The 25,346-nt window shown below is 63.6% G+C and carries 24 protein-coding genes and 1 other RNA gene; 18 read left to right on the plus strand and 7 right to left on the minus strand.

What is annotated here, in order from left to right:
• Nucleotides 1-108: 108 nt before the first annotated feature.
• Nucleotides 109-801 carry a metal-dependent hydrolase gene (locus ABWV64_RS11040; protein WP_353345150.1) on the minus strand — a complete coding sequence of 231 codons (693 nt, stop codon included), beginning with the start codon at nucleotides 799-801 and terminating at the stop codon, nucleotides 109-111.
• 169 nt (nucleotides 802-970) lie between these two features.
• On the opposite strand from ABWV64_RS11040, the gene gatC reads away from it, so the two are divergent.
• From gatC to ABWV64_RS11080, 8 genes are all read left to right on the plus strand, one after another.
• Nucleotides 971-1,258, plus strand: coding sequence for an Asp-tRNA(Asn)/Glu-tRNA(Gln) amidotransferase subunit GatC (gene gatC, locus ABWV64_RS11045; protein ID WP_353345152.1), 288 nt, complete (start codon nucleotides 971-973; stop codon nucleotides 1,256-1,258).
• Entirely contained in the window at nucleotides 1,258-2,739 is a 1,482-nt protein-coding gene (gene gatA / locus ABWV64_RS11050) for an Asp-tRNA(Asn)/Glu-tRNA(Gln) amidotransferase subunit GatA (protein WP_353345154.1), read from the plus strand. Before gatC ends, gatA begins: the two co-directional genes overlap by 1 nt.
• Nucleotides 2,740-2,806: 67 nt before the next feature.
• Nucleotides 2,807-3,580, plus strand: coding sequence for a hypothetical protein (locus tag ABWV64_RS11055; protein WP_353345156.1), 774 nt, complete (start codon nucleotides 2,807-2,809; stop codon nucleotides 3,578-3,580).
• A 12-nt stretch (nucleotides 3,581-3,592) separates the two neighbouring features.
• Nucleotides 3,593-4,405 carry an N-acetylmuramoyl-L-alanine amidase gene (locus ABWV64_RS11060; protein WP_353345158.1) on the plus strand — a complete coding sequence of 271 codons (813 nt, stop codon included), beginning with the start codon at nucleotides 3,593-3,595 and terminating at the stop codon, nucleotides 4,403-4,405.
• Between the two features lie 106 nt (nucleotides 4,406-4,511).
• Nucleotides 4,512-4,927: RNase P RNA component class A (rnpB, locus tag ABWV64_RS11065), an RNA gene on the plus strand.
• Between the two features lie 103 nt (nucleotides 4,928-5,030).
• The gene (rpmG, locus tag ABWV64_RS11070) at nucleotides 5,031-5,198 is read left to right on the plus strand and encodes a 50S ribosomal protein L33 (protein ID WP_007814563.1); all 168 of its coding nucleotides are present in this window, start codon (nucleotides 5,031-5,033) and stop codon (nucleotides 5,196-5,198) included.
• Nucleotides 5,199-5,337: 139 nt separating this feature from the next.
• Entirely contained in the window at nucleotides 5,338-5,955 is a 618-nt protein-coding gene (locus ABWV64_RS11075) for a GNAT family N-acetyltransferase (protein ID WP_353345160.1), read from the plus strand.
• Between the two features lie 118 nt (nucleotides 5,956-6,073).
• Nucleotides 6,074-6,736 carry a hypothetical protein gene (locus ABWV64_RS11080; protein WP_353345162.1) on the plus strand — a complete coding sequence of 221 codons (663 nt, stop codon included), beginning with the start codon at nucleotides 6,074-6,076 and terminating at the stop codon, nucleotides 6,734-6,736.
• 202 nt (nucleotides 6,737-6,938) lie between these two features.
• Here ABWV64_RS11080 and ABWV64_RS11085 read toward each other — a convergent pair whose 3' ends face one another.
• Nucleotides 6,939-8,048, minus strand: a complete 1,110-nt coding sequence (locus ABWV64_RS11085; protein ID WP_353345164.1) for a polysaccharide biosynthesis/export family protein — start codon at nucleotides 8,046-8,048, stop codon at nucleotides 6,939-6,941.
• Nucleotides 8,049-8,208: 160 nt separating this feature from the next.
• Here ABWV64_RS11085 and ABWV64_RS11090 point away from each other — a divergent pair, with 160 nt between their 5' ends.
• Complete coding sequence (locus ABWV64_RS11090; RefSeq protein WP_353345166.1) at nucleotides 8,209-10,083, plus strand: sugar transferase; 1,875 nt, start codon at nucleotides 8,209-8,211, stop codon at nucleotides 10,081-10,083.
• A 309-nt stretch (nucleotides 10,084-10,392) separates the two neighbouring features.
• Entirely contained in the window at nucleotides 10,393-12,360 is a 1,968-nt protein-coding gene (locus ABWV64_RS11095) for a polysaccharide biosynthesis protein (protein ID WP_353345168.1), read from the plus strand.
• 405 nt (nucleotides 12,361-12,765) lie between these two features.
• On the opposite strand, the gene ABWV64_RS11100 is transcribed toward ABWV64_RS11095, so the two are convergent.
• Together ABWV64_RS11100 and ABWV64_RS11105 are read right to left on the minus strand one after the other, a co-directional pair.
• The gene (locus ABWV64_RS11100) at nucleotides 12,766-13,485 is read right to left on the minus strand and encodes a Bax inhibitor-1/YccA family protein (protein ID WP_353345170.1); all 720 of its coding nucleotides are present in this window, start codon (nucleotides 13,483-13,485) and stop codon (nucleotides 12,766-12,768) included.
• A 286-nt stretch (nucleotides 13,486-13,771) separates the two neighbouring features.
• A complete protein-coding gene (locus ABWV64_RS11105) occupies nucleotides 13,772-13,996 on the minus strand; it encodes a DUF1127 domain-containing protein (RefSeq protein ID WP_353345172.1) in 225 nt (74 codons plus the stop codon).
• A 126-nt stretch (nucleotides 13,997-14,122) separates the two neighbouring features.
• Between ABWV64_RS11105 and ABWV64_RS11110 the strand changes: the two genes are divergently transcribed.
• On the plus strand, nucleotides 14,123-15,019 hold the full coding sequence (locus tag ABWV64_RS11110; protein ID WP_353345174.1) for a LysR family transcriptional regulator: 897 nt from the start codon (nucleotides 14,123-14,125) through the stop codon (nucleotides 15,017-15,019).
• A 28-nt stretch (nucleotides 15,020-15,047) separates the two neighbouring features.
• Here the strand turns inward: ABWV64_RS11110 and ABWV64_RS11115 are convergent, their stop codons facing one another.
• Nucleotides 15,048-16,007 carry an NADPH:quinone oxidoreductase family protein gene (locus ABWV64_RS11115; protein WP_353345176.1) on the minus strand — a complete coding sequence of 320 codons (960 nt, stop codon included), beginning with the start codon at nucleotides 16,005-16,007 and terminating at the stop codon, nucleotides 15,048-15,050.
• A gap of 268 nt (nucleotides 16,008-16,275) precedes the next feature.
• Between ABWV64_RS11115 and ABWV64_RS11120 the strand changes: the two genes are divergently transcribed.
• From ABWV64_RS11120 to ABWV64_RS11135, 4 genes are all read left to right on the plus strand, one after another.
• Nucleotides 16,276-16,668, plus strand: coding sequence for a helix-turn-helix domain-containing protein (locus ABWV64_RS11120; protein ID WP_353345178.1), 393 nt, complete (start codon nucleotides 16,276-16,278; stop codon nucleotides 16,666-16,668).
• A gap of 91 nt (nucleotides 16,669-16,759) precedes the next feature.
• Nucleotides 16,760-17,530, plus strand: coding sequence for a histidinol-phosphatase (hisN, locus tag ABWV64_RS11125; protein ID WP_353345180.1), 771 nt, complete (start codon nucleotides 16,760-16,762; stop codon nucleotides 17,528-17,530).
• Nucleotides 17,531-17,551: 21 nt separating this feature from the next.
• Entirely contained in the window at nucleotides 17,552-18,892 is a 1,341-nt protein-coding gene (locus ABWV64_RS11130; protein ID WP_353345182.1) for an 8-oxoguanine deaminase, read from the plus strand.
• A 1-nt stretch (nucleotide 18,893) separates the two neighbouring features.
• Nucleotides 18,894-19,343: a CAP domain-containing protein gene (locus ABWV64_RS11135; protein WP_353345184.1), complete on the plus strand. Its 450-nt coding sequence runs from the start codon at nucleotides 18,894-18,896 to the stop codon at nucleotides 19,341-19,343.
• 65 nt (nucleotides 19,344-19,408) lie between these two features.
• Here the strand turns inward: ABWV64_RS11135 and guaD are convergent, their stop codons facing one another.
• Nucleotides 19,409-20,746: a guanine deaminase gene (guaD, locus tag ABWV64_RS11140; RefSeq protein WP_353345186.1), complete on the minus strand. Its 1,338-nt coding sequence runs from the start codon at nucleotides 20,744-20,746 to the stop codon at nucleotides 19,409-19,411.
• Between the two features lie 286 nt (nucleotides 20,747-21,032).
• On the opposite strand from guaD, the gene mgtE reads away from it, so the two are divergent.
• From mgtE to ABWV64_RS11155, 3 genes are all read left to right on the plus strand, one after another.
• On the plus strand, nucleotides 21,033-22,463 hold the full coding sequence (gene mgtE, locus ABWV64_RS11145) for a magnesium transporter (RefSeq protein ID WP_353345933.1): 1,431 nt from the start codon (nucleotides 21,033-21,035) through the stop codon (nucleotides 22,461-22,463).
• Nucleotides 22,464-22,513: 50 nt separating this feature from the next.
• A complete protein-coding gene (locus tag ABWV64_RS11150) occupies nucleotides 22,514-23,083 on the plus strand; it encodes a 5-formyltetrahydrofolate cyclo-ligase (RefSeq protein ID WP_353345188.1) in 570 nt (189 codons plus the stop codon).
• Between the two features lie 75 nt (nucleotides 23,084-23,158).
• Nucleotides 23,159-23,980 carry a TIGR00282 family metallophosphoesterase gene (locus tag ABWV64_RS11155; RefSeq protein ID WP_353345190.1) on the plus strand — a complete coding sequence of 274 codons (822 nt, stop codon included), beginning with the start codon at nucleotides 23,159-23,161 and terminating at the stop codon, nucleotides 23,978-23,980.
• Between the two features lie 240 nt (nucleotides 23,981-24,220).
• On the opposite strand, the gene ABWV64_RS11160 is transcribed toward ABWV64_RS11155, so the two are convergent.
• Nucleotides 24,221-25,333 (minus strand): NAD(P)/FAD-dependent oxidoreductase, encoded by a 1,113-nt coding sequence (locus ABWV64_RS11160; RefSeq protein WP_353345935.1) that lies wholly within the window; start codon nucleotides 25,331-25,333, stop codon nucleotides 24,221-24,223.
• Nucleotides 25,334-25,346: the final 13 nt, after the last annotated feature.

Here is a 25,346-nt window from a genome sequence, read left to right on the forward strand (position 1 = left end):
CGCGCGCGGATGCCTGCGGCGCGGATATTTTTGGAACCTGCAAGGGGGGCGGCGCGCTTGTGATTTGAGAGCGCGCCGCGCGAGGCCTGCGGGTGTTCGAAAGGCAGGTCAGAAGGAGATGGGGCGCAGCACCTCGGGTTCGATCACCTGCACACCCGGCAGGGCGGCGGCGAGTTTTTCGGCCGATTGCTCCAGCGCGGGGAAGGTGCGGTAATGTCCGGGGATCACGGTTTTGAAGTTGAAGTAGCGTTTGGCCGCATAGGCCGCGCCCTCCATATCCATCGTGTAATAGCCGCCCGCCGACAGGATGCCGATGTCGGGTTTGTGGTAATCGGCGATCCAGTCCATATCGGCCATGATCGTGGTGTCGCCCGACAGGTAGATCGTGTGGCCGTCGCCTTTGAGGATGATGCCGCATTCCGCGCCCATATAGGCCGCTTGCCCATCGGTTTGCATCGATGAGCTATGGGAGGCGGGGACCAATGTGGCCGAAGCGCCGCCCAGTTTGATCGTGCCGCCCTTGTTCCAGCCGTGGCCTTGTTTGGCCCCGAGGCTTTGCAGATGCGCGGCCAATTCGTAGATCGCCGAGACCGGCAGGTCGCGCGATTTGGAGATCTCCACCACGTCTTGGGTGTGGTCGAAATGGCCGTGGGTGACGAGGATATGGGTCGCGCTCTTGAGCGCTTCTTCGACCTTGTCTTCGGGCAGCATCGGGTTGCCGTTCACCCATGGGTCGATCAGCAGGACCTGATCCTCGATTTCGATGCGCCAGCTGCCGTGGCCGAGCCAGATGATATTCATGATGTCCTCCGCAAGATGATGTTTGGCGAAGACTAGCACGGCGCGCGCGATTGGGAAGGGTGCGGCTTGGGGCGGCGGGCAGGCGGGGCGGGCTTGCGGGTTGTGCGCGGGGGCGTTAAATGCGGGGGCAACATAGTGTATCACCCGATAGCCCGAGGAATGCCTGACGATGTCCATCGATCTAGAGACCGCCGCGCGCGTTGCCAAATTGGCCCGCATCCGCGTCGAAGAGGAGGCGCTGCCTGCCTTGGCCGCCGAATTCAACACCATTTTGGGCTTTATCGAGCAACTCGAAGAGGTGGATGTCGAAGGCGTCGAGCCGATGACCTCCGTCACGCCCATGGCCCTGCGCCGCCGCGCCGATGTGGTCACCGATGGCGATCAGCAAGACAAGATTCTCGAAAATGCGCCCGATGCGCGCGAAGGCTTTTTTGCCGTGCCGAAGGTGGTGGAATAATGACCGATCTCAATGCTTTGACCCTCGCCGAGGCCCGCGACAAGCTGCGCGCCAAAGAGATCACATCCGAAGAGTTGACCGGCGCCTGCCTCACGGCCGCCGAGGCCTCCGGCGCGCTCAATGCTTTTGTCCATCACACCCCCGATGTGGCGATGGCGCAGGCCAAAGCCGCCGATGCGCGCCTCGCAAGCGGCGATGCGCCCACGATGTGCGGATTGCCGATCGGGGTGAAAGACCTGTTTTGCACCAAAGACGTGCCCTCGCAGGCGGGCAGCCGGATTTTGGAAGGATTTTTGCCGCAATACGAGAGCACCATCACGGCCAAATTGTTCGACGCGGGCAGCGTGATGCTCGGCAAGCTGAACATGGATGAATTCGCCATGGGCTCGTCGAATGAAACCTCCGTCTACGGCAATGCCGTCAACCCGTGGAAAGTGGACGAGCGCCAGTTGACCCCGGGCGGCTCGTCGGGCGGATCGGCGGCGGCGGTGGCGGCGGACCTGTGCCTTGCCGCGACGGGCACCGATACGGGCGGGTCGATCCGCCAGCCTGCGGCCTTTACCGGCACGGTGGGGATCAAACCGACCTACGGGCGCTGCTCGCGCTGGGGCGTGGTGGCCTTTGCCTCCTCGCTCGATCAGGCGGGACCGATGACCAAAACCGTGCGCGATGCGGCGATCATGTTGGAGGCGATGGCGGGTTTCGATCCCAAGGACAGCACCAGCGCCGATCTCGCCGTGCCCGATTTCGAGGCCATGCTCACGGGCGATATTCGCGGCAAGAAAGTCGGTATTCCCAAGGAATATCATATGGATGGCATGCCCGCAGAGATCGAGGCGCTTTGGGCCGGCGGGCGCAAGATGCTCGAAGATGCGGGCGCGCAGATGGTCGATATCTCGCTGCCGCACACCAAATATGCGCTGCCCGCCTATTACGTGATTGCGCCCGCCGAGGCCTCGTCCAATCTGGCGCGCTATGACGGGGTGCGCTATGGCCACCGCGCCGCGCTGGAGGCCGGAGACGGCATCACCGAGATGTATGAAAAGACCCGCGCCGAAGGCTTTGGTCATGAGGTGCAGCGCCGCGTGATGGTCGGCACCTATGTTCTGTCGGCAGGGTTTTATGACGCCTATTACAACCGCGCCCGCCGTGTGCGCGCCTTGATCAAGAAAGACTTCGACGACGCCTTTGCGGCGGGGATCGATGCGATCCTGACCCCCGCGACGCCGTCCTCGGCCTTTGGGCTGGGCGAGATGAAAGACGCCGATCCGGTGCAAATGTATCTCAATGACGTCTTCACCGTGACGGTCAACCTTGCCGGATTGCCAGGGATTTCGGTGCCTGCGGGGCTGGACAATGCGGGGCTGCCCTTGGGGCTGCAACTGATCGGGCGCCCGTGGGAAGAGGGCGATCTGCTGAACACCGCCTATGCGCTGGAGCAGGCGGCAGGATTTGTTTCCAAGCCCGCGAAATGGTGGTAAACAACCTGTAAACATGCGGCGCGGGGCAAGATAAGCCCCGCCGCACCCTATGATGGCAGGACGTAAGATGCAGTATTTTTTGGCAAAACGCACGGTGCGTGCTTTGGCAGCGCTGGGCGCTGTGACGGCTTTGGCCGCATGCGATCCGCAGGTGCCCGACAGCGGCGCGGGCGTCGGCTTCAGCAGCTATACCGAGTATCAGCAGCGTCAGGCGCAAAATGCCGGTCTGGTGCCCAGTGGCGCGATCTCCGACGAGACGACGGGTCTGCCCGCCGCGCCGGTGATGACCAATTCGACCCTGCCCCCCGCAGGGCAGGTGGCCAGCGCAGGCGGCAGCGCCGCCGATGTCGCCGCCGAGACCCGCGCCGCTCTGGCCGCCTCCAATGCCAATTCCGGCGTTGCGCCCTTGGAGGCCTCGCCGTCCAATCCCGCCCCGCCCGTGGTCAATGCGGCGGGTATCTCCAACGAGAATAATTTCGAGGCCGTCGGCGAGGTGCGTTCGATCCAAGATGACGCCAACCGCATCGCCGCCAACCGCGCGCAATATCAACAAGTGCAACCCACCGCCTTGCCCAGCCGCGTCGGCACCGGTCCCAATATCGTCGACTATGCGCTCAAAAACCGCCACCCGATCGGCAAGGAACTTTATTCGCGCTCGCTGCTCAACGGGCAAAGCAAATTCGTGCGCAATTGCGCCAAATACCCCTCGCCCGATCTGGCGCAGGAGGATTTCCTTGCCGCGGGCGGGCCGCATCGGGACCGCATGGGATTGGACCCTGACGGCGACGGTTATGCCTGCCAATGGGACCCGCGTCCGTTCCAATTGGCCACGGGCGGCTGATCCGGCGCGGTGATGGACCGACCCGCACCGCCCCTGTCCGATCTGGCGATCACCTATGAGCCTTCGCCCAATTTCGGCCCGCGCCGCGGCGGCGCGCGGCCCGATATGGTGGTGCTGCATTACACTGCGATGCAAAGCGCCGAAGCGGCGCTGACGCGGCTGTGTGATCCGGTCTGCGAGGTCTCGGCGCATTATCTGATCTGTCCCAAGGGCCGCGTCTGGCGCATGGTCGCCGAAGAGATGCGCGCATGGCATGCGGGCGCGGGGGCATGGGGCGATGTGACCGATGTCAATTCGCGCTCGATCGGGATCGAATTGTCCAATGCGGGCGATCACCCCTTTGCCGAGCCGCAGATGGCGGCGCTGGAGGCGCTTTTGCGCGCTATTATGACTCGTTGGGAGATCGCCCCGCACCGCATCATCGGCCATTCCGACATGGCCCCCGCGCGCAAAATCGATCCTGGTGTGCGGTTTGATTGGCGCAGGCTGGCGCGGCGGGGCCTGTCGGTCTGGCCCGCCCCCCAAGGCGCGCCCCAGCCCAAGCCCCTGCCCAAATCCGCATGGGAGGCGTTTTTGCGTGATGCGGCGCGGTTCGGATATCGGCGCCCTGATGTTGTTGGCGGCGCGGATGCGGCCCAAAGCGGCAGCGATACGGGCAGCGATGGGGGCAATGATACGGGCAACGGTGCCGCGCCTTCCGCCGAGGCGCTGCTGCTCGACGCCTTTCGCCAACGCTTTCGCCCTTGGGCGGCGGGGCAGGGCGCGCCGCTTGATGGGGCCGATTGCGCCGCCATGGCCGATCTGGCCGCGCGTTATGGGCTGTGATGCGCGCCCATCGCCGCCCTTCGCCGCCTTTTGCCCCTGCGCCTTGCGGCTTTGCCGCCCGTTTCCCATTGACCCAAGCGCGCCGAGCGCCTAACTGCGATCTCGCGCGGAGGGCTGGATGGTCGCGGGCGGGCCTGACCCGTTCGAGGAAAGTCCGGACTCCACAAAACGATGGTGCCGGGTAACGCCCGGCTGGGGCAACCCAAGGGAAAGCGCCACAGAGAACAGACCGCCTTTGCGCCCTTCGGGGACCCACGCAAGGGTAAGGGTGAAACGGTGGAGTAAGAGACCACCGCGGGACTGGCAACAGGACCGGCACGGCAAGCCCCACCAGGAGCAATGCCAAATAGGGACCGCGCGCGGGGATGCGTCGGCGCAGGCCGATACCGCCCGCAGGTATGTTTTGACCCAGCGGTCCGGGTTGGCAGCTAGAGGCGCGTTGGCAACAGCGCGCCGAGATGAATGATCATCCAAGAAGGGCAACCTTCTGGACAAAATCCGGCTTATAGGCCCTCCGCGCATATTATCTTCACAATCTATGTTGACTCCGCCAGCGCGTTCCTTAAAAGGCAGGCTTCAAGAGATTTCACGGGCCGCTCACTGCGCCCGCCCCAGGAGAACGATCATGGCGAAGCCGACCACAATCAAAATCCGCCTGAACTCGACCGCAGGCACGGGCCACTTCTATGTGACCAAGAAAAACGCGCGAACAATGACCGAAAAGATGGTCGTACGTAAGTATGATCCGGTGGTGCGCAAGCATGTCGAATATAAGGAAGGCAAGATCAAATAAGATCGCCCTTTATATGACCAGACAGCAAAAGCCGCGCCGCAAGGACGCGGCTTTTTCTTTGCTCTGAAAAGACCTTAGGACCAGACCGCCCCTTGCCCCGCCTCCCGCCCCGAAGGCCCGCACGCAAGGAGATACGCATATGGCCCCCTCACATGATCTGGGCGATCCGCCCGCCCCGCCCGAAGAGCCGCTCTGTCGGCCGCCCGCATCCGAAACCGCACCCGAAATCGTTCCCGCGCGCTATGCCTTGCCCTATAGTGTGCGCGCGGCCGAGCCCGAGGACGCGGCGCAAATCCGTTCTTTGCTGATGCGCGCCTACGGGCGGCTCTTGGCGCCCGATTACAGCGCCGAGGATCTCGCCGCCGCCTTGCCCGAGCTGAGCGCCGCCCATCCGGCGTTTTTGTCCAGCCCCACCTGTTTCATTGCCGAAGGTCCCTGTGGGCGCATCTTGGGCTGTGGCGGCTGGTCCGATTATAGCCCCTACCGCGCCCGCAGCAGCGCAGGGCTTGGCCATATCCACCACATCGCCGCAGACCCCGACCAGATCGGGCGCGGCATCGGATCGGCGATTTTCGCACAGGTGCTTTTGTCGGCGCGGCTGGCGGGGATTGCGCGGCTCAACGCGCTGGCCACCCGCACCGCCAAAGGATTTTTCCGCGCCCAAGGGATGCAGTCCTACGGAGAGGTGGCGATGCGCATGACCCCCGAAGTGCGCTTTGCGGCCGAGGACATGCGTATGGAAATCGCGCCGCTTTGAGGATGGGGCGGGGGGCTACGCTTGGCGCCGCGCGACCTCGCGCCATCCCCCCCGCAATTGTGCGCGGATGCCCCGCCATGGCCGTAATTTCGCCCCTAAGCCGCGATAGCACGGCGTCATGGACCCGATCACACGCCTCTCGCTTTCGCTTTGGTATCTGCTCAAAAGCCTGCCGCCCATCACCGCGGACAAGCTTTTGGCGCCTGCGGTGTTTCTATGCGCATGGACGGTGCTGAGCAGCGCCGCGCTGCCCGCGCCGCAAGCCTTTGTCATCGCGGCGGTTCTGGCACAGGGGCTACATTTGTTCAAAATCCTCGCGCCCGTCTATGGCGGCGGCGCGCGTTCGCGCACAGGGGCAGGGGCGCAATTGTCTTCGCTGAGCCTGCGCTCGCTTGCGCTTGTCTTGGCGTTTTTCACGCTCGAAGTTGTGATGCAAAGCCCGCGTTTCGTGCAGGGCACGGTCTCCTTCTACGCTGGCGTCTACGCCTTTGTGATGCTGCGCGCCTCCTTGCGCCGCGGCGAAGAGCTTGATCCCTATTGCCCGCAATCGCGCCGCTATCCTCTGCGCGACGCGGTCCGGCAACATGTTTGCAAGCTTTATGCGCTTTGCGCTCTGATGGTGGTGGTGGTCAATGAGGCAACAGTGGCAGCGCAAATGCCCTTGGGCCACCGTGTGGTGGTGCTGGCGCTCTTGCCCATGGCGCTGCATTACGTGCTTGCGGTGATGCTCGATTTGACCTGTCCGCCGGTTGAAGCCGAAGACGGGCAGACCGACCCTTAAGGCGCAAGGGGTCGCGCCGACCCCCAAGACAGCGGGTCGCTCCGATCCCCAAGACAGCGGGTCGCGCCGATCCCCAAGTTGAGTGGGTCGCGCCGATCCCCAAGGCGCGCGGCGCGCTCCGCTCCGGCACAGGAGGCCGAGCGCCGCCGTCCTGCGCGGCGGCCTTATATGCGCCGATACATCCCGCCCGATCCCGCCGCGCCTATTGCGACAGGGTGTTTGCCACGCCCAAAGTCGTGCCCAAAAGGCCCAAGATCGTGCGCGCCGAGGTGACGGGGCTTTCGGTGGCCAGAAATGTATCATCGGGGTTGATATAGAAATTGCGCGCCGCAAACAGCCCGTCGGCGCGGGTCAGATCGAAGCTGAAGACCACATCCTCCATCAACGGCCCGCTGCCATCGCTGCGCAGCGCCTTGGAGGGGTATTCGCGCAGCACCAGAACGCCTTTGGGATTGGCGCGGCTGTCTTGCAGCCCGCCGATCAAGGACAGCGCCTCGATCGCGGTCAGGCGCTCTTGCGCAAAGGCGACCAATTGCTCGGTGCCCGTGGCGCCAAGCGCGGTAAAGCGGCGCCGGTCCGCTTCGACCAAGACCTTGTCGCCGCCGCGCAAAAGCGTGTTGCGCGATGCATCGGCAAAGAGCTTTTCGGCGGAAATCTGGTAGGTTTTGCCTTCGCGGATCAGCCGCACCACCGGATTGGCCAGATCGGCGGAAATCCCGCCGCCTTGGGCGATCAGGCTCAAAATCGTGGTGTTGCGATCGGCGAGCGGAAAACTGCCCGGATTGCGCACGCCGGACACCAGATCGGCGGCGTTCTGGCGCCCTGCGGTATGGCTGACCTGCACCTGGGCCGAGGGCGATATCTGCTCCATCGCCGATTGCAGCGCCTCGCGCGCGCGCTCGGGCGTCAGCCCGCGGATCACCACCTCGCCCGCATAGGGCAAAAACACCGTGCCGTTGGACGAAACGGTCACGCGCGGCATTTGCACGGTTTGCTGCTGCGGCGGGGTCAGGAGCGAGTTTTCCTCGCTGTCCCAAAGGGTGATGTCGAGGCTGTCACCGGTGCGAATCAACGGCGAGGAGGGCCCGCGCGTCGCATCGATCCACCGCGTGACCGGCGCGCGTCCCGTGGCGGGCCATTGGGCCAGTTGCGCGACATTGGCGCGGCTGACGGGGATGACCTCAAAGCTGGGGTTTTCGGCGTTCTGCTCGCGCAGCACTTCGCTGCTGATGGCCGCGCCGCGCGGCAAATCGCATCCGCTCAACGCGGTGGTGGCGAAGAAAGCGGCGGTCAAAAGGGCGCGGGTGGTCAACGGCAGTTCCTCTTCTCGGGCAGCAAGACGCAAGGCGTGTCATTGGGGGTCTTTCTAGCCTCCCGCCGCGCTGATAGATAGCATAAAACGCCACATATGGTATGTCGGGCGGGCGCAGCGCAAGATAGGCGGTGCGAGGCCAGCAAAGGAGCGGCGCAAGGTGAGAGGGCAACAGGCAAGGCAGCGCAAAGGCGCAGCGCAAGCGCCGCGCGACGTCGGCGTGCCCGCTGTTTTGGTGCTGGGCGCTTCGGGCAAGATGGGCGGCATGGTGATGCGCGCATGGCGCGCCGCTCCGCCGCGCGGGTTCCGAGCGGTCTTTGCCGCGCGGGCGGCGGCGCTGGCTGCTGGAGCTGGGCATGTTGGCGCAGGGGGCGATGGCGCAGGACAAGACGGCGCAGGGCATGAGGGCGCAGGACATGAGGGCGCAGGACATGACGGGACGGGGCGCGATGGGCACAGGCCCGCGCCCCTGTCAGCGCCCGCGCCCGATGTGATCTCCTTGGAGGATCTGGAGGCGCAAATCGCCGCCGCAGATGCGCCGCGCTTCGATGTGGTGATCGCCCTGTGGGGCGTGACATCGGGGGCGGCGGAGGCGCTGGCGGCCAATACCGATCTGGCCCTGCGCGCGGTGGAGATTGCCCGTATGGTGGGGGCGCGGCGGGTGTTTCATGCCTCTTCCTCGGCGGTCTATGCCCCTGCGCCGCAGCTATTGACCGAGACCGCGCCCTGCGCGCCCTTGGGCGCCTACGGGGCGGCGAAACTGGCGATGGAGGCCGCCATCGGGCAGGTGGCGCAGGCCGATCCGGACGGGCCGCAACAGGTGATCTTGCGCTTTGCCAATCTGGCGGGCGGCGACAGCCTCTTTGCCGCGATGGAGCGCGCCAAGGCCGCCGCCCGCGCGGGCGGCGCGGGCCGAACAGGCGGCAAGGCGCAGATCACCCTTGACCGTTTCGCCGATGGCCAAGGCCCGCGCCGCAGCTATATCGCCCCGCATGATCTGGCCCGCGCGCTGGAGGTGTTGAGCACCGCGCCGCTTGAGGGCGCGCAGGCGGGCATGCAGGCGGGCGCGCCATTGGTGATCAATTGCGCCGCTGGCGGGGCCATCTCGATGGAAGACATCGCCCGCGCCGCAGGGGTTGATGTTGCTTGGCGGCCCGCCCCCGAAGGCGCGGCGCAATGCGTGGCGCTGGACGTGAGGCAACTGGCGCAATACGCGCCCGATCTGGCCGCCGCGCGCAGCGGCGCCGATATCGCCGCGCAGGTCGAAGCCGATCGCGCGCGCGCCGCGCCGCCGCCCCGTGCAGCCGCAAGACCCGCCGCCGAACCGCGCCCCGATCCGGCCAGTGATCCGACGCCTGAACCGGAGCGTGATCCGGCCCGTGAACCGGCCCGCGCTCTCGCCCCGCCGATGCCCGCCTCCAAACGCGCGATGGATCTGTTTTGGGCATTGGTGCTGGCGGTGTTGCTTGGCCCCTTGATCCTCGCGGTGGCGCTGGCGGTCTTGCTGCTCGACGGGCGGCCGGTGCTCTATATCGCGCCGCGCATGCGCACGCTGGATCACGAATTCGGCCTGTGGAAATTTCGCACCATGCGCGCCGATCCCGCCGACAGCGGCGTATCGGGCGGCGACAAAAGCCACCGGATCACCCGCAGCGGGGCGTTCTTGCGCCGCTACCGTCTGGATGAATTGCCCCAGCTGTGGAACATCGCACGCGGCGATATCAGCTTTGTCGGCCCGCGCCCGCCGCTGCGGCGCTATGTCGAGCAATTCCCCGCCCTATATGCGCAGGTGCTGCGCGCGCGCCCGGGTGTGACCGGATTGGCCACGCTGGCCTTCCACGCGCGCGAAGAGGCTTTGCTGGCGCCGTGCAAAACCGCCCAAGAGACCGAAGAGGTCTATACCCGCCGCTGTATCCCCGCCAAGGCGCGGCTTGATCTGATCTATCAGGCGCGGCGCTCGAATTGTTGGGATCACTGGCTGATTCTCGCCACGGTTTTGCGCCGTCTGCCCCTGCGCGGCCCGCGCGCGCGCTGAGCAAATTCGGGGGGCCGCATGCGCTCGCCGTGCGTGATTTTGCCGAATTCCTATACGCCAGCGTCCATAATCGCCGCATTGCAGCAATTTTCCGCTCAAAGACGCTAAGTCAGGCTTGATTCCACCACCCGTTAACTATCTTTTAAGGATATATGTTGATGCATATGACCACCGGAAACGGGTGATGTTCGGGCGCTGCGGCGCCTATGACCGTCGCCGGCGCTTGTGGTTATTGCTTGGGTGGCCGTCGACCATGCGCCTCGTTCGACGGAGAATTATGCCGATTTTATGCGGCTTTAGGGGATAGTATTGGATCACAGACAGGCCAATTCACTTTCGGGTCCGGCGGTGTTGCGCTGGGGCTATCAATGGCTGGTTGCACTGCGCCCCTCGCACAAACGGCTGATCTTCCTCAGCTTGGACGCGCTTTGGGTGCTGACCGCGTTTTTCGTCGCACTCAAATTGGTCGGGCGTGTGCCCGAGGGGTTCGGCTTGGGCGGCATGATCGCCTATCTGTCGGTTCTGGTGCCCGTGGGCGTGAGCTTGACGGTGCTGATGGGGCTGGACCGGATCAAATTGAACGCCTACGAGCTGCGCGCCGCGAAGCTCTCGGCCATCGTCGCCAGCGTGACCGCCCTATGCGGTGTGGCGCTCAGCGCGGTCTGGTCGGGCGGCTTGCACGAAGAGGTGATGGCCGTATTCTTCATGGTTCTGATGATCCTTTTGGGCACCTCGCGGGTGATCATGCGCGAGGTGGTTTTGGCGCTTTACCGCAGCGCCGGACATCGCAAACGGGTGTTGATTTATGGCGCGGGCCAAACCGGCAGGCAGCTTGCCGCCGCGCTGAGCACCGATGACGCCATTTTGCCCGTCGGCTTTATCGACGCCAATCCGACGCTGCAAAGCCTGACGTTCAACGGGCTGCGCGTCTATGCGCCCAGCCGCATCCGCGATCTGTTCCAAGCGGGCAGCTTTGACCGCGTGGTGCTGGCCATGCCCTCGGTCAGCGCGCCGGTGCAGGCCAAATTGGCCCGCGAATTGCGCGACCTCGGCTGCGAGGTTTACGCCGTGCCCGCCTTTGCCGATATGATGGAGGACACCGAATTGCGCCGCCGCACCGTGCCGGTCAATTCGGCCGAGCTTTTGGGTCGCGCCTCCTTGTCGGCGGACCTGCCTGCGGTGACCGAAACCTATAGCGGCAAATCGGTGCTGGTGACCGGTGCAGGCGGCTCTATCGGTTCGGAGCTGTGCCGACAGTTGCTTTCCAGCGCGCCGCGCCGCCTTGTGATTTTCGACCATAGCGAACTGGCGCTCTATACGATCGAACGCGAAATGCGCGAGCTTTTGGCGCAAATGGACCACGGCGCGGGGCCTGCGCCCGAGGTGGTGCCGATGCTCGGCTCGGTCACCGACGCGATGTTGGTGCGCGGGGTGATGATGACGCAAAAGATCGACATCGTGCTGCATGCGGCGGCCTATAAACATGTGCCGATGGTCGAACATAACCCCGTCGAGGGACTGCGCAACAATGTGATGGGCACGCGGATCGTGGCCGAGGCCGCGCGCGAGGCTGGGGCAGAGCAATTTATCCTGATCTCCACCGATAAGGCGGTGCGCCCGACCTCGATCATGGGGTCGTCCAAACGGCTGGCTGAAATGCTGGTCCAAGACCTTGCAACCCGCGCCGAAAAGACCCGCTATTCCATCGTGCGTTTTGGCAATGTGCTCGGCTCTTCCGGCTCGGTCATCCCCTTGTTCGAAGAGCAGATCGCCCGCGGCGGCCCCGTGACGGTGACCCATGAGGATGTGACGCGCTATTTCATGACCATCGCCGAGGCGGTGCGTCTGGTGCTTTTGACCGGCGCTTTTGCGCGCGGCGGCGATGTCTTTGTGCTCGATATGGGCGAGCAGGTTTCAATCCTGAAAATCGCGCGGCAGATGATCGAGGCGACGGGCCACCGCGTGCGTGATGCGCAGACGCCCCATGGCGATATCGAATTGGTGATCACCGGCCTGCGCCCGGGTGAAAAGATGCATGAAGAACTGCTGATCGGGTCGGATATGTTGACCACGCCGCATCCGAAGATCCTGCGCGCGCAAGAGCAATGCCCGAGCCAGCTTGGCATGGCGACAGCTTTGGCCGAGTTGCGCCGCGCCATCGAGGCCCGCGACGATGCGATGGCCCGCGCGGTGATCGCCGCTTGGGTCGAGCGGGACGGCAGCGAAGGCGAGGGTGCGCCCTTGGCCATTGTTTCAAACGAGAAAAGCGCCTCCTAACGCCCTTTGGCGCGGGCCTTTTGGCGCGAGCCTCTGGGCGCGGGCGCGTGCGGTCTCATCCTTGCTCAACATTGGATCGGCGTGGCTGCGCCCTGTTCTCGACCGGCACCAGCACGGGGTCGAGGCACGGGGCGAGGCGCGCGCAAGCCGCGCCGCGCCCTGCGCCTGTGATGAGACTTAGGCAAACGTGCCTGTCTGAGCGGGGCGGGGGCGGCGACAGGTCCGGCGCGGACAAGCCGCGCCGCAGTCATCGCAGGAGGCCCCGCAACGGCTGTCCCCGCAATCGCTTCGGGCTTGGCTGCGCCCATATGTGGCGCGCGCCTTGCCATGCACGCGCCTTGCCAGGCAAAAGGCCGGCGGCATTTCTGCCACCGGCCTCGGGGGTCGCGCGTTAGGGCCTGCGGATTATTCGCGGTTGCCCAGAAGGTTCAAGAGCATCATGAACATGTTGATGAAGTTCAAGTAGAGGTTCAGCGCGCCCATGATGGCGGATTTGCCGAGCCACTCGCTGTCGCCATGCATGGCGTGGGCGAGGTAAGTGTTCTTGATGTTTTGCGTGTCATAGGCGGTCAGACCTGCAAAAATCAGCACGCCGATCACCGAGATGGCAAAGGCAATCGCACCCGAGCCAAGGAACATGTTCACAATCGACGCCACGATCAGGCCGATCAGACCCATGATCAAAAAGCTGCCCCAACCGGAGATGTCTTTTTTGGTGGTATAGCCCCAAAGCGACAGGCCCGCGAAGGCAATCGAGGTCACGAGGAAGGTCTGCACAATCGAGAAATCGGTGTAGACTGCGAAGATATAGCTGATCGAAATGCCCATCACCGCCGAGAAGGCGTAGAAGAACAACTGCGCGCCAGCGGCGGAGAGTTTGTTGATCATCGCGCCAAAGGCAAACACCATGATCAGCGGCGCGAACATGATGATGTAGCGCGTGAAACCGGTGAAGAGCGCGCTGAGCATCGCTTCATTCGTGCCGACGGCCCAAGATGCCAGTGCGGTGATCAGCAGACCTACGGACATGGTCCCGTAGACCTTGTTCATATGGGCGCGAAGCCCCTCGTCGATCGCTGCGGCGCGTGTGCCTGCCGCTGTCCGGATCGTGTTCAGTTCAGCCATCAAAGCCTCCGAAAAGTTAAAACTCGGGTGCGAAATGCACCTTTCTCGTCCAATATCGGGGCAGCATAGGGTATTTTCAAGAGAATTTCTGCAAGAAATTTAACGCGCCCGAGGCATAGGCAGCGCGGGGGCGGCGCGGGCGCGCGCGTCTCTTGATATCATGGCGCGGCGCAGAAAAAACAAGCCCCGCAAGGCGGCCGGTTCGGGGGATGGGACCGGAGCGCCAAACGGGGCTTTTGGGGGCGGGCGGGCCAAGAAAACAAGGCCCGCCGTATAAGATCAGGCGTTATCCGCGCCAACCTTCGGGCGCGTTCCACACCGAGCGGCGCGCTTCGCGGGCGACATCCGCAGGGGTCAGCCCCATGTCGCGCAGCGCGGCGCTATCAAGAGCGGCCAATTGGCGGCGCTGGCGGTGCAAGGCCATGGCGCGGGCAATGCGCGACACGATTGCGGGTTTGGCTTCGGCACGGGCCGAGGCGGAGGAACGGGGCAGGGACAGGGAGAATGCCATGATCTTATCCTTTCGATATCGTGATGTGTTGGCGTTCAATGATTTGTTCTGTTGATATGTCTACGGAACTATGGCTAATATTGAAAACGAATAAATGTGCGGATTAACATCAAGGATAGTGATGATATGCGAAATCTCGATATCACGACCCTACGCAGCTTTATGGCCGTGGCCGATCAAGGCGGGGTCACCCGCGCGGCGGGCTATTTGAACCTGACGCAATCGGCGGTCTCGATGCAGCTCAAGCGGCTCGAAGAGAGCTTGGATGCGGCTCTGATCGACCGCACGGGGCGCAAGGTCTCGCTCACCGGCGAGGGCGAATTGCTGCTCACCTATGCGCGCCGGATGGTGGCGCTCAATGACGAGGTGGTCGGCCGGTTGATGGAGACCTCCTATGAGGGTGAATTGGTCCTCGGGGTGCCCCATGACATCGTTTATCCGCAAATTCCGCAGGTCTTGAAACGCTTTAACGCCGCCTATCCGCGGGTCAAAGTGCATCTTAAATCCTCCTCCACCGTCAAGCTGCACGAGGCGATGGCGCGCGGCGAGGCCGATATCATCCTGACCACCGAGAGCCACGCCAAACCGGGGGGGCAATTGCTCACCGAGATGCCGCTGCGCTGGACGGGGGCATTGGACGGGCAGGCGTGGCGCTGGCGTCCGCTGCGCTTGGCCTTTTGCGCCTTTTGCATTTTCCGCCCCATCGTTTTGGACAAGCTGGACGCGGCGGGGATCGATTGGGAAATGGCGGTCGAATCGGATGATGACCGCGCCATCGAAGCGATGATCAGCTCCGATCTGGCGGTCGGGGCTTTGCTCGAAACCTCGATCCCGCCGCATCAGGAGGCGATCAATTGCGGCAATGCGCTGCCCGATCTGGGTGTGCAGCAGGTCAATATCTATAAGGGCGGCGCGCAAAATGACATGCGCGACGCTTTGGCCGATGTGATCGGGCAGGTTTACCGCCACGGACCGGCCAGCGTGCCGGTCGGCGCCTCGCATCTGGCGGCGGTGTCGGGCTAGGCGCCGCGCGCGCTGCCCCGCCGATCCGTCAGGGGGTGATCACCACCTTGCCGGTCGAGGCGCGGCTGCGCAAAAGCTCAAGCCCTTCGCCCGCCTGCTCCAGCGGCAGCACATGGCTGACATGGGGTTTGATCTTGCCCGCCTCATACCACGCGAACAGCGTTGCAAGGCTGCGCGTGATCACCTCGGGGCGGAATTTGAGATAGCCGCCCCAGTAAAAGCCCAGCAGATCGATGTTTTTCACCAACATATGGTTGGGTTTGACGCGTGGCACATCGCCCGAGGCAAAGCCGATGATCAATATCCGCGCCTCGGGGTTGCAGGCGCGAAAGGCGGCCTCGAACTGGTCCCCGCCCACCGGATCATAGACCACATCCGCCCCGCCAAGCGCCTTGACCGCCTCGCGGATGTCTTGGGTTTTCGCGTCGATCAAATGATCCGCCCCTGCGGCTTTGGCCGCCTCCAGCTTGTCCGCGCCGCGCGCACAGGCGATCACCGTCGCGCCCATCAATTTGCCGATCTCCACCGCCGTCAGGCCCACGCCCCCCGCCGCGCCAAGCACCAAAAGCGTCTCGCCCGCCTGCAAACGCGCCTTATGTTCAAGCGCCACATGCGAGGTGCCATAAGCAATCTGCATCGCCGCCGCATCGATGTCGCTCATGACATCGGGCACCTTCACGGCGCGCGCCGCATCGAACACGCCATAGTCCGCCAAACCGCCGCTGCCGCCAAACACCGCCACGCGATCGCCAATGGCAATGCCGCTTACCCCTTCGCCGATCTCTTCGACGGTGCCCGCGATCTCCATGCCCAATGTGAAAGGCGCCTGGGGAGTGTCTTGATATTCGCCCCGCTGCATCAGAAGATCAGCAAAGTTGAGACCACAAGCACCGATTCGCACGCCGATCTGACCTGCTTGTGGCCGTGGCGGGCGAAGTTCCGCCATGACAGCCTGAGTTTTCGGCGAGAGAACCTGATATGCGCGCATGTCTTCCTCGTTTTCTTTTGCTATCAGGTATTTGTCCCAAATTTGCCACCGGAGCAAGGCTCGCGGAGTGGAACGTGATTTAGGTTAATACCGCATAGATTGCATCTCAAAGGTATAGGGACACGTTTTTAGGGTGTTCATTCGCGTCAGTGGCGAGTAAAGTGGGTTTCAGAAATCGGTTTGTGTTGTTGATTGTGCTTTTGGGCTGGGTGGTCTGGGGGGCATTCGCGTGAACACAAAGCGCAACTGTTAGTGAAGGAGCAAGGCTATGACACACCATGTAGATGTGCATGTCGGAAAACGCGTTCGCCACCGTCGTTGGTTGGTGGGTATGACGCAGCAACAGCTTGCTGAGCAGGTTGGAATCAAGTTCCAGCAGATTCAGAAATACGAAACCGGTGCGAACCGTATTTCGGCCTCCCGTCTTTGGGATATCGCCGATGCGCTCGACGTTCCGGTCAGCTTTTTCTTCGAAGGCATGGAAGCGGAGGCCGAAGTGGCCGAGACCGAAGTCGCCGAAGCGGCTGTGCCCTCGTCGGTGCCTGCCGATTTGATGGGCGACAAGGAAGCGCTGGATCTGGTTCGCTCTTACTATGCGATCCCCGAAAACCAGCGTCGCCGCCTGTTCGAACTGGCCCGCGTCCTGAGCGACGTAGCCTGATCGACGGCTTGAGCCCGAGGCCGCGCCGCGTTACTGCTAACCCTATGGTTAGGGGAGCGCGGATGTGACCGACGGCGAGAAAAGCGATATTATGACAACCGCACACGCGCTGGCCGAGGCCGCGCGTGTTGCGATTCTACCCTATTTCCGCGCCGCAGGATTGAGCGCCGATAACAAGCTCGACGCCGGCTTCGATCCGGTGACAGAGGCCGACCGCGCCGCCGAACGCGCCATGCGCGAGATCCTCGCCGCCCGCCGCCCCGAGGACGGTATTTTCGGCGAAGAATACGGCCACACCGCCGGCCGCAGCGGGCTGACTTGGGTGCTTGACCCCATCGACGGCACGCGCGGGTTCTTGTCAGGCAGCCCCACATGGGGCGTTCTGATCGCGCTCAATGACGCAAACGGCCCGCTTTTCGGGATCATCGACCAACCCTATATCGGCGAGCGTTTCGAGGGCGGTTTTGGCCGCGCGCAAGTGACCGGCCCCATGGGCAAATGCGCGCTTCAATCGCGCCCCGCGCGCCCTTTGTCCGAGGCGATCCTTTACACCACTTTCCCCGAGGTCGGCACCCCCGCCGAAGGCGCGGCTTTTGCCGATGTCGCCGCCAAGGCGCAACTCACCCGCTTTGGCCTTGACTGCTATGCCTATGCGTTGCTCGCGGCGGGGCAGATCGACCTTGTGATCGAAGCAGGGCTGAACGCCTATGACATTTGCGCCCCCATTGCGGTGATCGAAGCGGCGGGCGGCATGGTCACTGATTGGCGCGGCGGCCCCGTGCATGACGGCGGGCAGGTGATCGCCGCCGCCAACCCGCAAATCCACGCCGAAGCGCTTGCCATTCTGGCGCGCCATCTCTGACCCCAACCGCCGGAGGCCGCCATGACCGAAACCCTGATCCAAGGCGCCGACACGATCGTGACCATGGATGACGCGCGCCGCGAATTGCACGGCGCCGATATCTTGATCCGCGGCGGCGAGATTGTCGACGTGGGGCAGGGGCTTCGCACATCCGGCGATGTGGTATCGGCCAAGGGATGCGTCGTCACCCCCGGTTTGGTGAACACCCATCACCACCTCTACCAAAGCCTGACCCGCGCCGTGCCGCAGGGGCAAAACGCGCTGCTCTTCGGCTGGCTGCAAACGCTCTATCCGATCTGGTCGCGCTTTGGCCCCGAGGAAATGCGCGTCTCGGCGATGACGGGGCTGGCGGAACTGGCGCTGTCGGGCTGCACGCTGACCTCCGATCACCTCTACCTTTATCCCAACGGCGCGCGGCTTGACGACACGATCGAGGCCGCCCGCGCCATCGGCCTGCGCTTTCACCCCACGCGCGGCGCGATGAGCATCGGGCAAAGCGATGGCGGCCTGCCGCCCGATGCTTTGGTCGAGCGCGAGGCGGATATTCTGAACGATTGCATCCGCGTGATCGACGCCTTTCACGACCCGCGCGAAGGCTCGATGTGCCGCGTCGGCATCGCGCCTTGCTCGCCCTTTTCGGTCAGCCGCGATCTGATGCGCGATGCGGCTCTTCTGGCGCGCGACAAAGGCGTGATGCTGCACACCCATCTGGCCGAAAACGACGAAGACATCGCCTATTCGCTTGAAAAATTCGGCTGCCGTCCAGGGCAATATGCCGAAGATCTGGGCTGGACCGGCGACGACGTCTGGCACGCCCATTGCGTCAAGCTTGACGGGCAAGAGATTGATCTGTTTGCCAAATCTGGCACCGGCGTGGCCCATTGCCCCTGTTCCAACTGCCGCCTCGGATCGGGCATCGCGCCGGTGCGGGCGATGCGTGATGCGGGGGTCAAGGTCGGGCTTGGCGTGGACGGTTCGGCCTCCAATGATGCGGGCAATCTGATCCTTGAGGCGCGCCAATCGATGCTCTTGCAACGGGTTGCAAATGGCGCCGATGCGATGAGCGCGCGCGAGGCGCTCGAGATTGCCACGCGCGGCGGGGCCGATGTTTTGGGCCGCCCCGATTGCGGCCGGATCGCGGCGGGCAAACGCGCCGATATCGCCATCTGGGACACGGGCTGCATCGAAAGCGCCGGAAGCTGGGATGCGGCGGCGCTGTTGCTGGCCGGTCCGACCCGCGTGCGCGATCTGTTTGTTGAAGGGCGCCGCATCGTTGCGGGCGGCCATCTGGCGAGCTATGATTTGCCCGATCTGATCGCGCAGCAAAACCGCCTTGCGCGCGCCCTTGCCGAAAGCCTTTGACATGACACGCTTTGCGCCTCTGGCCCTGTTTGTGATTGCCGCCGCCGTCGCCGCACCTGCCAATCGCGCGCAGGCCGATCCGGTCGCGGGCGCCGCCGAGGCGCTCAACGCCTATCGCGCCGCGCGCGGATTGCCGCCCGTCACCCTCTCGGCCAAGCTGCAAAAAGCCGCCCAATCCCACGGCAGCGACATGGCCAAGCGCGGCTATTTCGCCCACAACAGCCCCAATGGCAGCACCCCTGCCAAACGCGCCCGCCGCGCCGGATACCATTATTGCTACATCGCGGAAAACATTGCCAAAGGGCAAAAATCCTTGGACCAGGTCATGCAAGGCTGGGCCAATTCGCCGCCCCATGCGCGCAATATGTCAAGCGCCGAGGCGCGCGAATTCGCCCTCTCGCGCAGCAACGGCAACATCTGGGTCATGATGCTCGGCCGCTCCGGCTGCTGACGCCGGCGCTTTGCAGGTTCTTCAAATATCCCCGCCGGAGGCTCCCGCGCATCGCCGCGCGCGCCTTAGGGTGTTCGGCGAACCCGCCGTCCGCCGATCCAGACATCCGCAATCGCCCGATCATCGCCCATCATGATGGTGGGGAAGATCTCATCCCAATGATCGTGGGCGCGCGCCGCGCGCTGCGCGATTGCGGGGGTCGAGGCCAGATCGAGCACCACCAGATCCGCCGCATGGCCGACCTCGAGATGCCCGATCTCATCCTCCAGATGCAGCGCCCGCGCCGAGCCGCAGGTGGCCAGCCACAAAAGCTGCGCCGCATGCAGGGGGGCGCCGCGCAATTGCCCGATCTCATAGGCCGCCGCCATGGTGCGCAGCATCGAAAAGGACGAGCCGCCGCCCGTGTCCGTGGCCAATCCGACCATCTGCCCCTCGGCCATCAACCCGTTCATGTCGAACAATCCCGACCCGATAAAGCTGTTGGAGGTCGGGCAATGCACCACGGCGCCGCCGGTCTCGCGCAACCTTGCCCGCTCGCGGGGCTCCAGATGGATCGCATGACCATAAAGCCCCCGCGCCCCCAAAAGCCCATGCGCCTCATAGGTGTCCAGATAATCGCGCGCCTGCGGATAAAGCCCTTTGACCCAAGCAATTTCATCAAGCTGCTCGCTCAGATGGGTTTGCATCAGGCATGTGGGATGCTCGGCCCAAAGCGCGCCCATGGCGTCTAGCTGCTCGGGCGTCGAGGTCGGCGAGAACCGCGGCGTGATCGCATAGGTGGCCCGCCCGCGCCCGTGCCATTTTTCGATAAGCGCCTTGCTCTCGTCATAGGCGCGCTGCGCCGTGTCGCAAAGCGCATCGGGGGCATTGCGGTCCATCGCCACCTTGCCCGCGACCACGGCCTGCCCGCGCGCCTCGGCCTCGGCAAACAGCGCCTCGGCGGAGGCGGGATGCGAGGTGCAAAAGCTGGCCACCGTGGTGGTCCCATGGGCCGCCGTCAGGTCCAGATAGCGCGCCGCGATCTGCGCGCCATAGGCCGGATCGGCAAAGCGCATCTCTTCGGGAAACGTATAGGTGTTGAGCCAGTCGATCAGCCGTTTACCCCAACTGGCGATGATCGCGGTCTGTGCGAAATGCACATGGGCATCGACAAATCCGGCCATGATCACGGCGCGCCCGTACTCATGCACCTCGGCCTGCGGATGGGCGGCGCGCAGGGCGGCGCCATCGCCGATGGCGGCGATTCGCCCGCCCTCGATCAATACCGCGCCGCCGCTGTCGATCTGTGCGGCTTCGGTCGGGGCCATGTCGAAGGGCGAGGCGCTAAACCGCAAGCAGCGGCCAAGCAATAGCTGCGCGCGGGCGGGGCCGGTTGGTCGGGAGGCGGGGGCGTTTTGGCTCATGAAGGTCCTGATGTTCGGGGGCATGCGGGGCAAGCAGCGCGCGCGCCCGAGGCCCAGCTTAACGGCGCGCAAGCGCGAGGTAAATTGCGCGCGGCCCCATTGTGCGCCCCCCCCGATTTGCACTAGGATCAGTGCAACGGCAAAGGGGCATGCAATGAGCGATTTCGACACCAAAGACGACGGCACGGACCCGAGCAAAGCGCCCGCCAAACAGCCCGATGATCATGCCGCGCAACAGGCCGCGCAGACCGAAGAGGGCGCCGAGATTAACCGCGATCCGCAGGCCATGATCGAGCCCGCCGCCGATGCCGCCGCCGAGGTCGAGGACACGGTCGAGGAAGAGGTCGAGGACGAGGTCGAGACCGATGTCGACGAGGATTACCGCCTTGGCAAAAAGGCCGTTGCGGCGATTTTCTTTGCGGTCGATACCAACAACCGCGAGGCTTTGGTCGAAGCGATGGAGCCGCTGCACGCGGCCGACATCGCCGACCTTCTCGAACAGATCAACGCCTTTGACCGGCGCCGCTTCATCCAGCTTTACGGGCGCGAGTTCGACGGTGAAATCCTGTCCGAACTTGACGAATCCGTGCGCGAAGAGGTCATCTCTTTGCTCAATCCCGAAGTGCTCGCAGATGCGGTGCGCGAACTGGACAGCGACGATGTTGTCGATCTGATCGAGGATCTTGACGACAGCCAGCAAGAGGTGATCCTCGACGCGCTCGAAGATGTGGACCGCGCCGCCGTCGAGCAGGCGATGTCCTATCCGGAATATTCCGCAGGCCGTTTGATGCAGCGCGAGGTCGTCGCCGCGCCGGAGCATTGGAACGTCGGGCAGGCGATCGATTTCTTGCGCGGCTCGCATAATTTGCCCGATCAATTCTACCATGTGGTTCTGGTCAATCCGCGGATGCATCCGGTGGGCAATGTCACCCTTGGCAAAATCATGTCCAGCCCGCGCCATATGCCGCTCAGCGAGATCACCGAAAGCAGCTTTCGCACCATTCCGGTGATGCAGCCCGAGGGCGATGTCGCCTATGCGTTCAACCAATACCACCTGATTTCCGCCCCCGTGGTGGACGAGGACGAGCGGCTTGTCGGGGTGATCACCATTGATGACGCGATGGCGGTTCTTGATGAGGAGCACGAAGAAGACATCCTGCGCCTCGCCGGTGTGGGCGAGACCTCGCTGACCGACCGCGTGATCGAAACCACCAAGGGCCGTTTCCCGTGGCTGGCGGTAAACCTTGTGACCGCGATCCTTGCCTCTCTGGTCATCGCGCAATTCGAAGCGACCATCGCACAAATGGTGGCGCTGGCGGTTCTCATGCCGATTGTGGCTTCGATGGGCGGCAATGCGGGCACGCAGTCCCTGACCGTTGCGGTGCGCTCGATTGCCACGCGCGATTTGACCGGTGCCAACGTCTGGCGGGTGATCCGGCGCGAGGTTTTGGTCGGTCTGGTCAACGGGGTGATTTTCGCCGTGGTGATGGGGCTGGTCGGGCTTGCGTGGTTCGGCTCGGGGATGCTGGGCGTGGTGATCGCGGCGGCGATGGTGATCAACCTTGTGATCGCGGGGCTGGCGGGGACGGTGATCCCTGTCTTGCTTGAGAAAATGGGCGTTGATCCGGCGCTGGCCTCGGGGGCCTTTGTGACCACGGTGACCGATGTCGTGGGCTTTTTCGCCTTCCTCGGTCTGGCCAGCGCCTTGTTGATATGAGCGGCGCGCCCGATCCAAACGGTGGCGCCGCCGCTGGGGCGGCTGCGGCCTTGGCTGGCGATTTGGCCGCCGAAAAAGCTGCCGCGCGCAAAACCGCCCTTGCGGCGCGCGCGCAGGCCCATGCGGCGGGCGGGGCAGGACGCGCCGGTATGCTGTCGCAGGTTCTGGCCGGATATCGCGGCGCGGCGCTGGCCGGATATATGCCCATCCATTCCGAGATCGACCCGCGCCCTGCCATGGCCGAAGCCGCCGCCCATGGCCCCGTTTGCGTGCCGGTGATCACGGCCAAGGACCAGCCGCTCGGTTTTGCCCGCTGGGACGAGGGCTGCGCCATGGAAAAAGGCCTCTTCGGCGCCATGGTTCCAAGCGTCAAACACTGGATCACCCCCGAGATTTTGATCGTGCCCTTGGTCGCCTTTGACAGCCATGGGCGCAGGCTCGGCTATGGCGGCGGCTTTTATGATCGCACGCTTGAGGCTTTGCGCGCGCGCGGCGCGGCGCTGGCCATCGGCTTTGCCTATGACGCGCAAGAATTGCCAAGCCTGCCGCAAGAGCCGACCGACCAGCCGCTCGATATGATCGTCACCCAGACGCGGGTGATCGAGGTCGCGCGCGGCTGATCTGCCGCAAGTTTGCCCGAATTGCGCGGCGCTCTGCCTTGCGCTTGCCCGATTGGGCGCGTAACCCCGTTTCCCATGAGAATTTTGTTTTTAGGGGATGTGATGGGCCGCGCGGGGCGCGGTGCCGTTGCCGAGCATCTGCCGCGCCTGCGCAAGGAGTGGCGGCTGGATTTTGTCGTGGTCAATGGCGAGAATGCCTCCAACGGCATGGGCCTGTCGGGTGATCATGCCAAGGGTCTGCTGGAGGCGGGGGCCGATTGTCTGACCCTTGGCGATCATGCCTTTGACCAAAAGGACATGTTGCAATTCATCGAGGGCGAAAGCCGCATCATCCGCCCCGTCAATTTCGCCAAAGGCGCACCGGGGCGCGGGCACCGCATGTTTACCGATGCGCGCGGGCGCAAGGTGCTGGTGGTGCAAGTTCTCGGGCAGGTGTTCATGAAACGCGCCTATGACGATCCGTTTTCCGCCGTCGAGCCGATCCTCAAGGCGCATCCTTTGGGCGGGCAGGCCCAAGCGATCATCGTCGATATGCATTGCGAGGCCACATCCGAGAAAATGGCGATGGGGCATTATTGCGACGGGCGCGCCTCGCTCATCGTCGGCACCCATACCCATGTGCCCACGGGCGATGCGATGCTTTTGCCCTCGGGCAGCGGCTATCTGACCGATGCGGGCATGAGCGGCGATTACAATTCGGTCATCGGCATGGACAAGGCCGAACCGATGCGCCGTTTCATCACCGGCATGGTCAAATCGCGCTTTACCCCCGCAAACGGCGAGGCGACGCTGTCGGGCGTGTTCATCGAAACCGACGACCGCACCGGATTGCCCAAAGAGATCATCCCCGTGCGGCAGGGCGGCAAATTGCAAGCCTCGGGACCGCAGATGGGCTAGGGCGGGCATAAATCCCCAGCCCCAGCAGCGCGCGTTAGGTGCCCAGCCCGCGGGGCTGCATGCGAAAGATCACAGTTGCGCATTTGCCTGTTTGCAAAGGTGCCGCGCCGCCGCGAAGCTCGGCAATGTGCCGATTTCGCGAGCTTTCTGCCATGCAGTTTGTGTTTGGCGCGATGACTGAGGTGAATGCAAAAACGATTGGTTCCGAGGGTGCGTTCCCCTTCTCGGGCATGGCTCGCCTCAGGTCCGGTTCAGCATCTTTCGATATTTGGACACAAACAGGTCCTTGCCTTTCATCAGACGTGTTATCGCATCTCCGGCGGTGAACAGCACGAGATAGGAACTCCCTTTCTGCGGCCCCAAGGGGACCAAGAAAGGAGCTTTGCTCCACGGTTTGTATTTGGCCGTTTCCTCGACCTTCTTGCCATTGATCAGCGCCGTCAGCATCTTTTCCAGCCAAGGCGTTTGGCGGCTTACAGCGACGATTGTCATTGCATCTCCTGCCTCAGCCACATCTCCGGCGGCAAAGACATTCGGCAGGTCGGACGGGCGCAGCCACGGGTCTGTCTTGACCCTATTGGCGCCGCCCTTGGTAATGCCAGGCAGCGCGTCAAAAATGGTCGACGTGGCGCGGGACCCGATGACGGGGAAGATCAAATCGGCGGCGATTTTATCACCGTTACTCAATTGAAGCTCCCCAGCATAAGGCTCGGTCATGCTTTGAAGGTTTTCGGCGCGCGCACCAAAGATCGTCGTCACACCAGCGTCATTGAGTTTGCCTTGTAGGGCGGACCCGAGTTTTGATGGCATAGTCGGGAACAGCGACGCCTCAGAAGAAATCAACGTGACCTTCTTATCGGGCATGAAATGCGCGATCTCACCGGCCAATTCTGTCCCGACCGCACCCGCGCCGACAATGGCCACGCTTTGCGCGGCTTTCAGCATCGTGTGAATACGCGCGTTGCCCGCGCGAAAGGCTTCGATGCTGTCTGTTGCAGGCTTGAAGGGCATCGCATTGTCAGAGCCTGTCGCGACAACGATGTAATCGCCAAGCACTTGGCTTCCGTCCTCAAGCGTGACACCTGCGGCACTTATGCTTGTGGCGCGCGCGCGCAGGACCTGACCGTTCTTGAGTAAATTATCATAGGGGATCAGACCTTGATCCAGAACGTGCGGGTCGACAACCGCGCGGATCATCGCAGGGGCATGGACAAGATGGCTTCGAGGTTCAATCAGCGTGACATCGGCCTTGTCGTCCAATGCTTTGGCCAGTTGCACGCCAACATAGCCCCCACCGACGAGAATAATACGTTTCATCATGTTCGATATCCTAATGCCCGAGGCAGTTGCAATTCATGTCATGGAG

The organism is Litorivita sp. NS0012-18, assembly GCF_040371945.1.
In the GTDB taxonomy this organism is placed as follows: Bacteria; Pseudomonadota; Alphaproteobacteria; order Rhodobacterales; family Rhodobacteraceae; genus Litorivita.

Coding starts and splice junctions, on each gene's coding strand:
- ABWV64_RS11155 (WP_353345190.1), top strand. CDS start 23,159: ATGAGAATTTTGTTTTTAGGGGATGTGATGGGCCGCGCGGGGCGCGGT.
- rpmG (WP_007814563.1), top strand. CDS start 5,031: ATGGCGAAGCCGACCACAATCAAAATCCGCCTGAACTCGACCGCAGGC.
- ABWV64_RS11075 (WP_353345160.1), top strand. CDS start 5,338: ATGGCCCCCTCACATGATCTGGGCGATCCGCCCGCCCCGCCCGAAGAG.
- gatC (WP_353345152.1), top strand. CDS start 971: ATGTCCATCGATCTAGAGACCGCCGCGCGCGTTGCCAAATTGGCCCGC.
- ABWV64_RS11105 (WP_353345172.1), bottom strand. CDS start 13,996: ATGGCATTCTCCCTGTCCCTGCCCCGTTCCTCCGCCTCGGCCCGTGCC.
- ABWV64_RS11080 (WP_353345162.1), top strand. CDS start 6,074: ATGGACCCGATCACACGCCTCTCGCTTTCGCTTTGGTATCTGCTCAAA.
- ABWV64_RS11115 (WP_353345176.1), bottom strand. CDS start 16,007: ATGCGCGCATATCAGGTTCTCTCGCCGAAAACTCAGGCTGTCATGGCG.
- ABWV64_RS11110 (WP_353345174.1), top strand. CDS start 14,123: ATGCGAAATCTCGATATCACGACCCTACGCAGCTTTATGGCCGTGGCC.
- hisN (WP_353345180.1), top strand. CDS start 16,760: ATGACAACCGCACACGCGCTGGCCGAGGCCGCGCGTGTTGCGATTCTA.
- ABWV64_RS11055 (WP_353345156.1), top strand. CDS start 2,807: ATGCAGTATTTTTTGGCAAAACGCACGGTGCGTGCTTTGGCAGCGCTG.
- ABWV64_RS11040 (WP_353345150.1), bottom strand. CDS start 801: ATGAATATCATCTGGCTCGGCCACGGCAGCTGGCGCATCGAAATCGAG.
- guaD (WP_353345186.1), bottom strand. CDS start 20,746: ATGAGCCAAAACGCCCCCGCCTCCCGACCAACCGGCCCCGCCCGCGCG.
- gatA (WP_353345154.1), top strand. CDS start 1,258: ATGACCGATCTCAATGCTTTGACCCTCGCCGAGGCCCGCGACAAGCTG.
- mgtE (WP_353345933.1), top strand. CDS start 21,033: ATGATCGAGCCCGCCGCCGATGCCGCCGCCGAGGTCGAGGACACGGTC.
- ABWV64_RS11135 (WP_353345184.1), top strand. CDS start 18,894: ATGACACGCTTTGCGCCTCTGGCCCTGTTTGTGATTGCCGCCGCCGTC.
- ABWV64_RS11060 (WP_353345158.1), top strand. CDS start 3,593: ATGGACCGACCCGCACCGCCCCTGTCCGATCTGGCGATCACCTATGAG.
- ABWV64_RS11130 (WP_353345182.1), top strand. CDS start 17,552: ATGACCGAAACCCTGATCCAAGGCGCCGACACGATCGTGACCATGGAT.
- ABWV64_RS11100 (WP_353345170.1), bottom strand. CDS start 13,485: ATGGCTGAACTGAACACGATCCGGACAGCGGCAGGCACACGCGCCGCA.
- ABWV64_RS11120 (WP_353345178.1), top strand. CDS start 16,276: ATGACACACCATGTAGATGTGCATGTCGGAAAACGCGTTCGCCACCGT.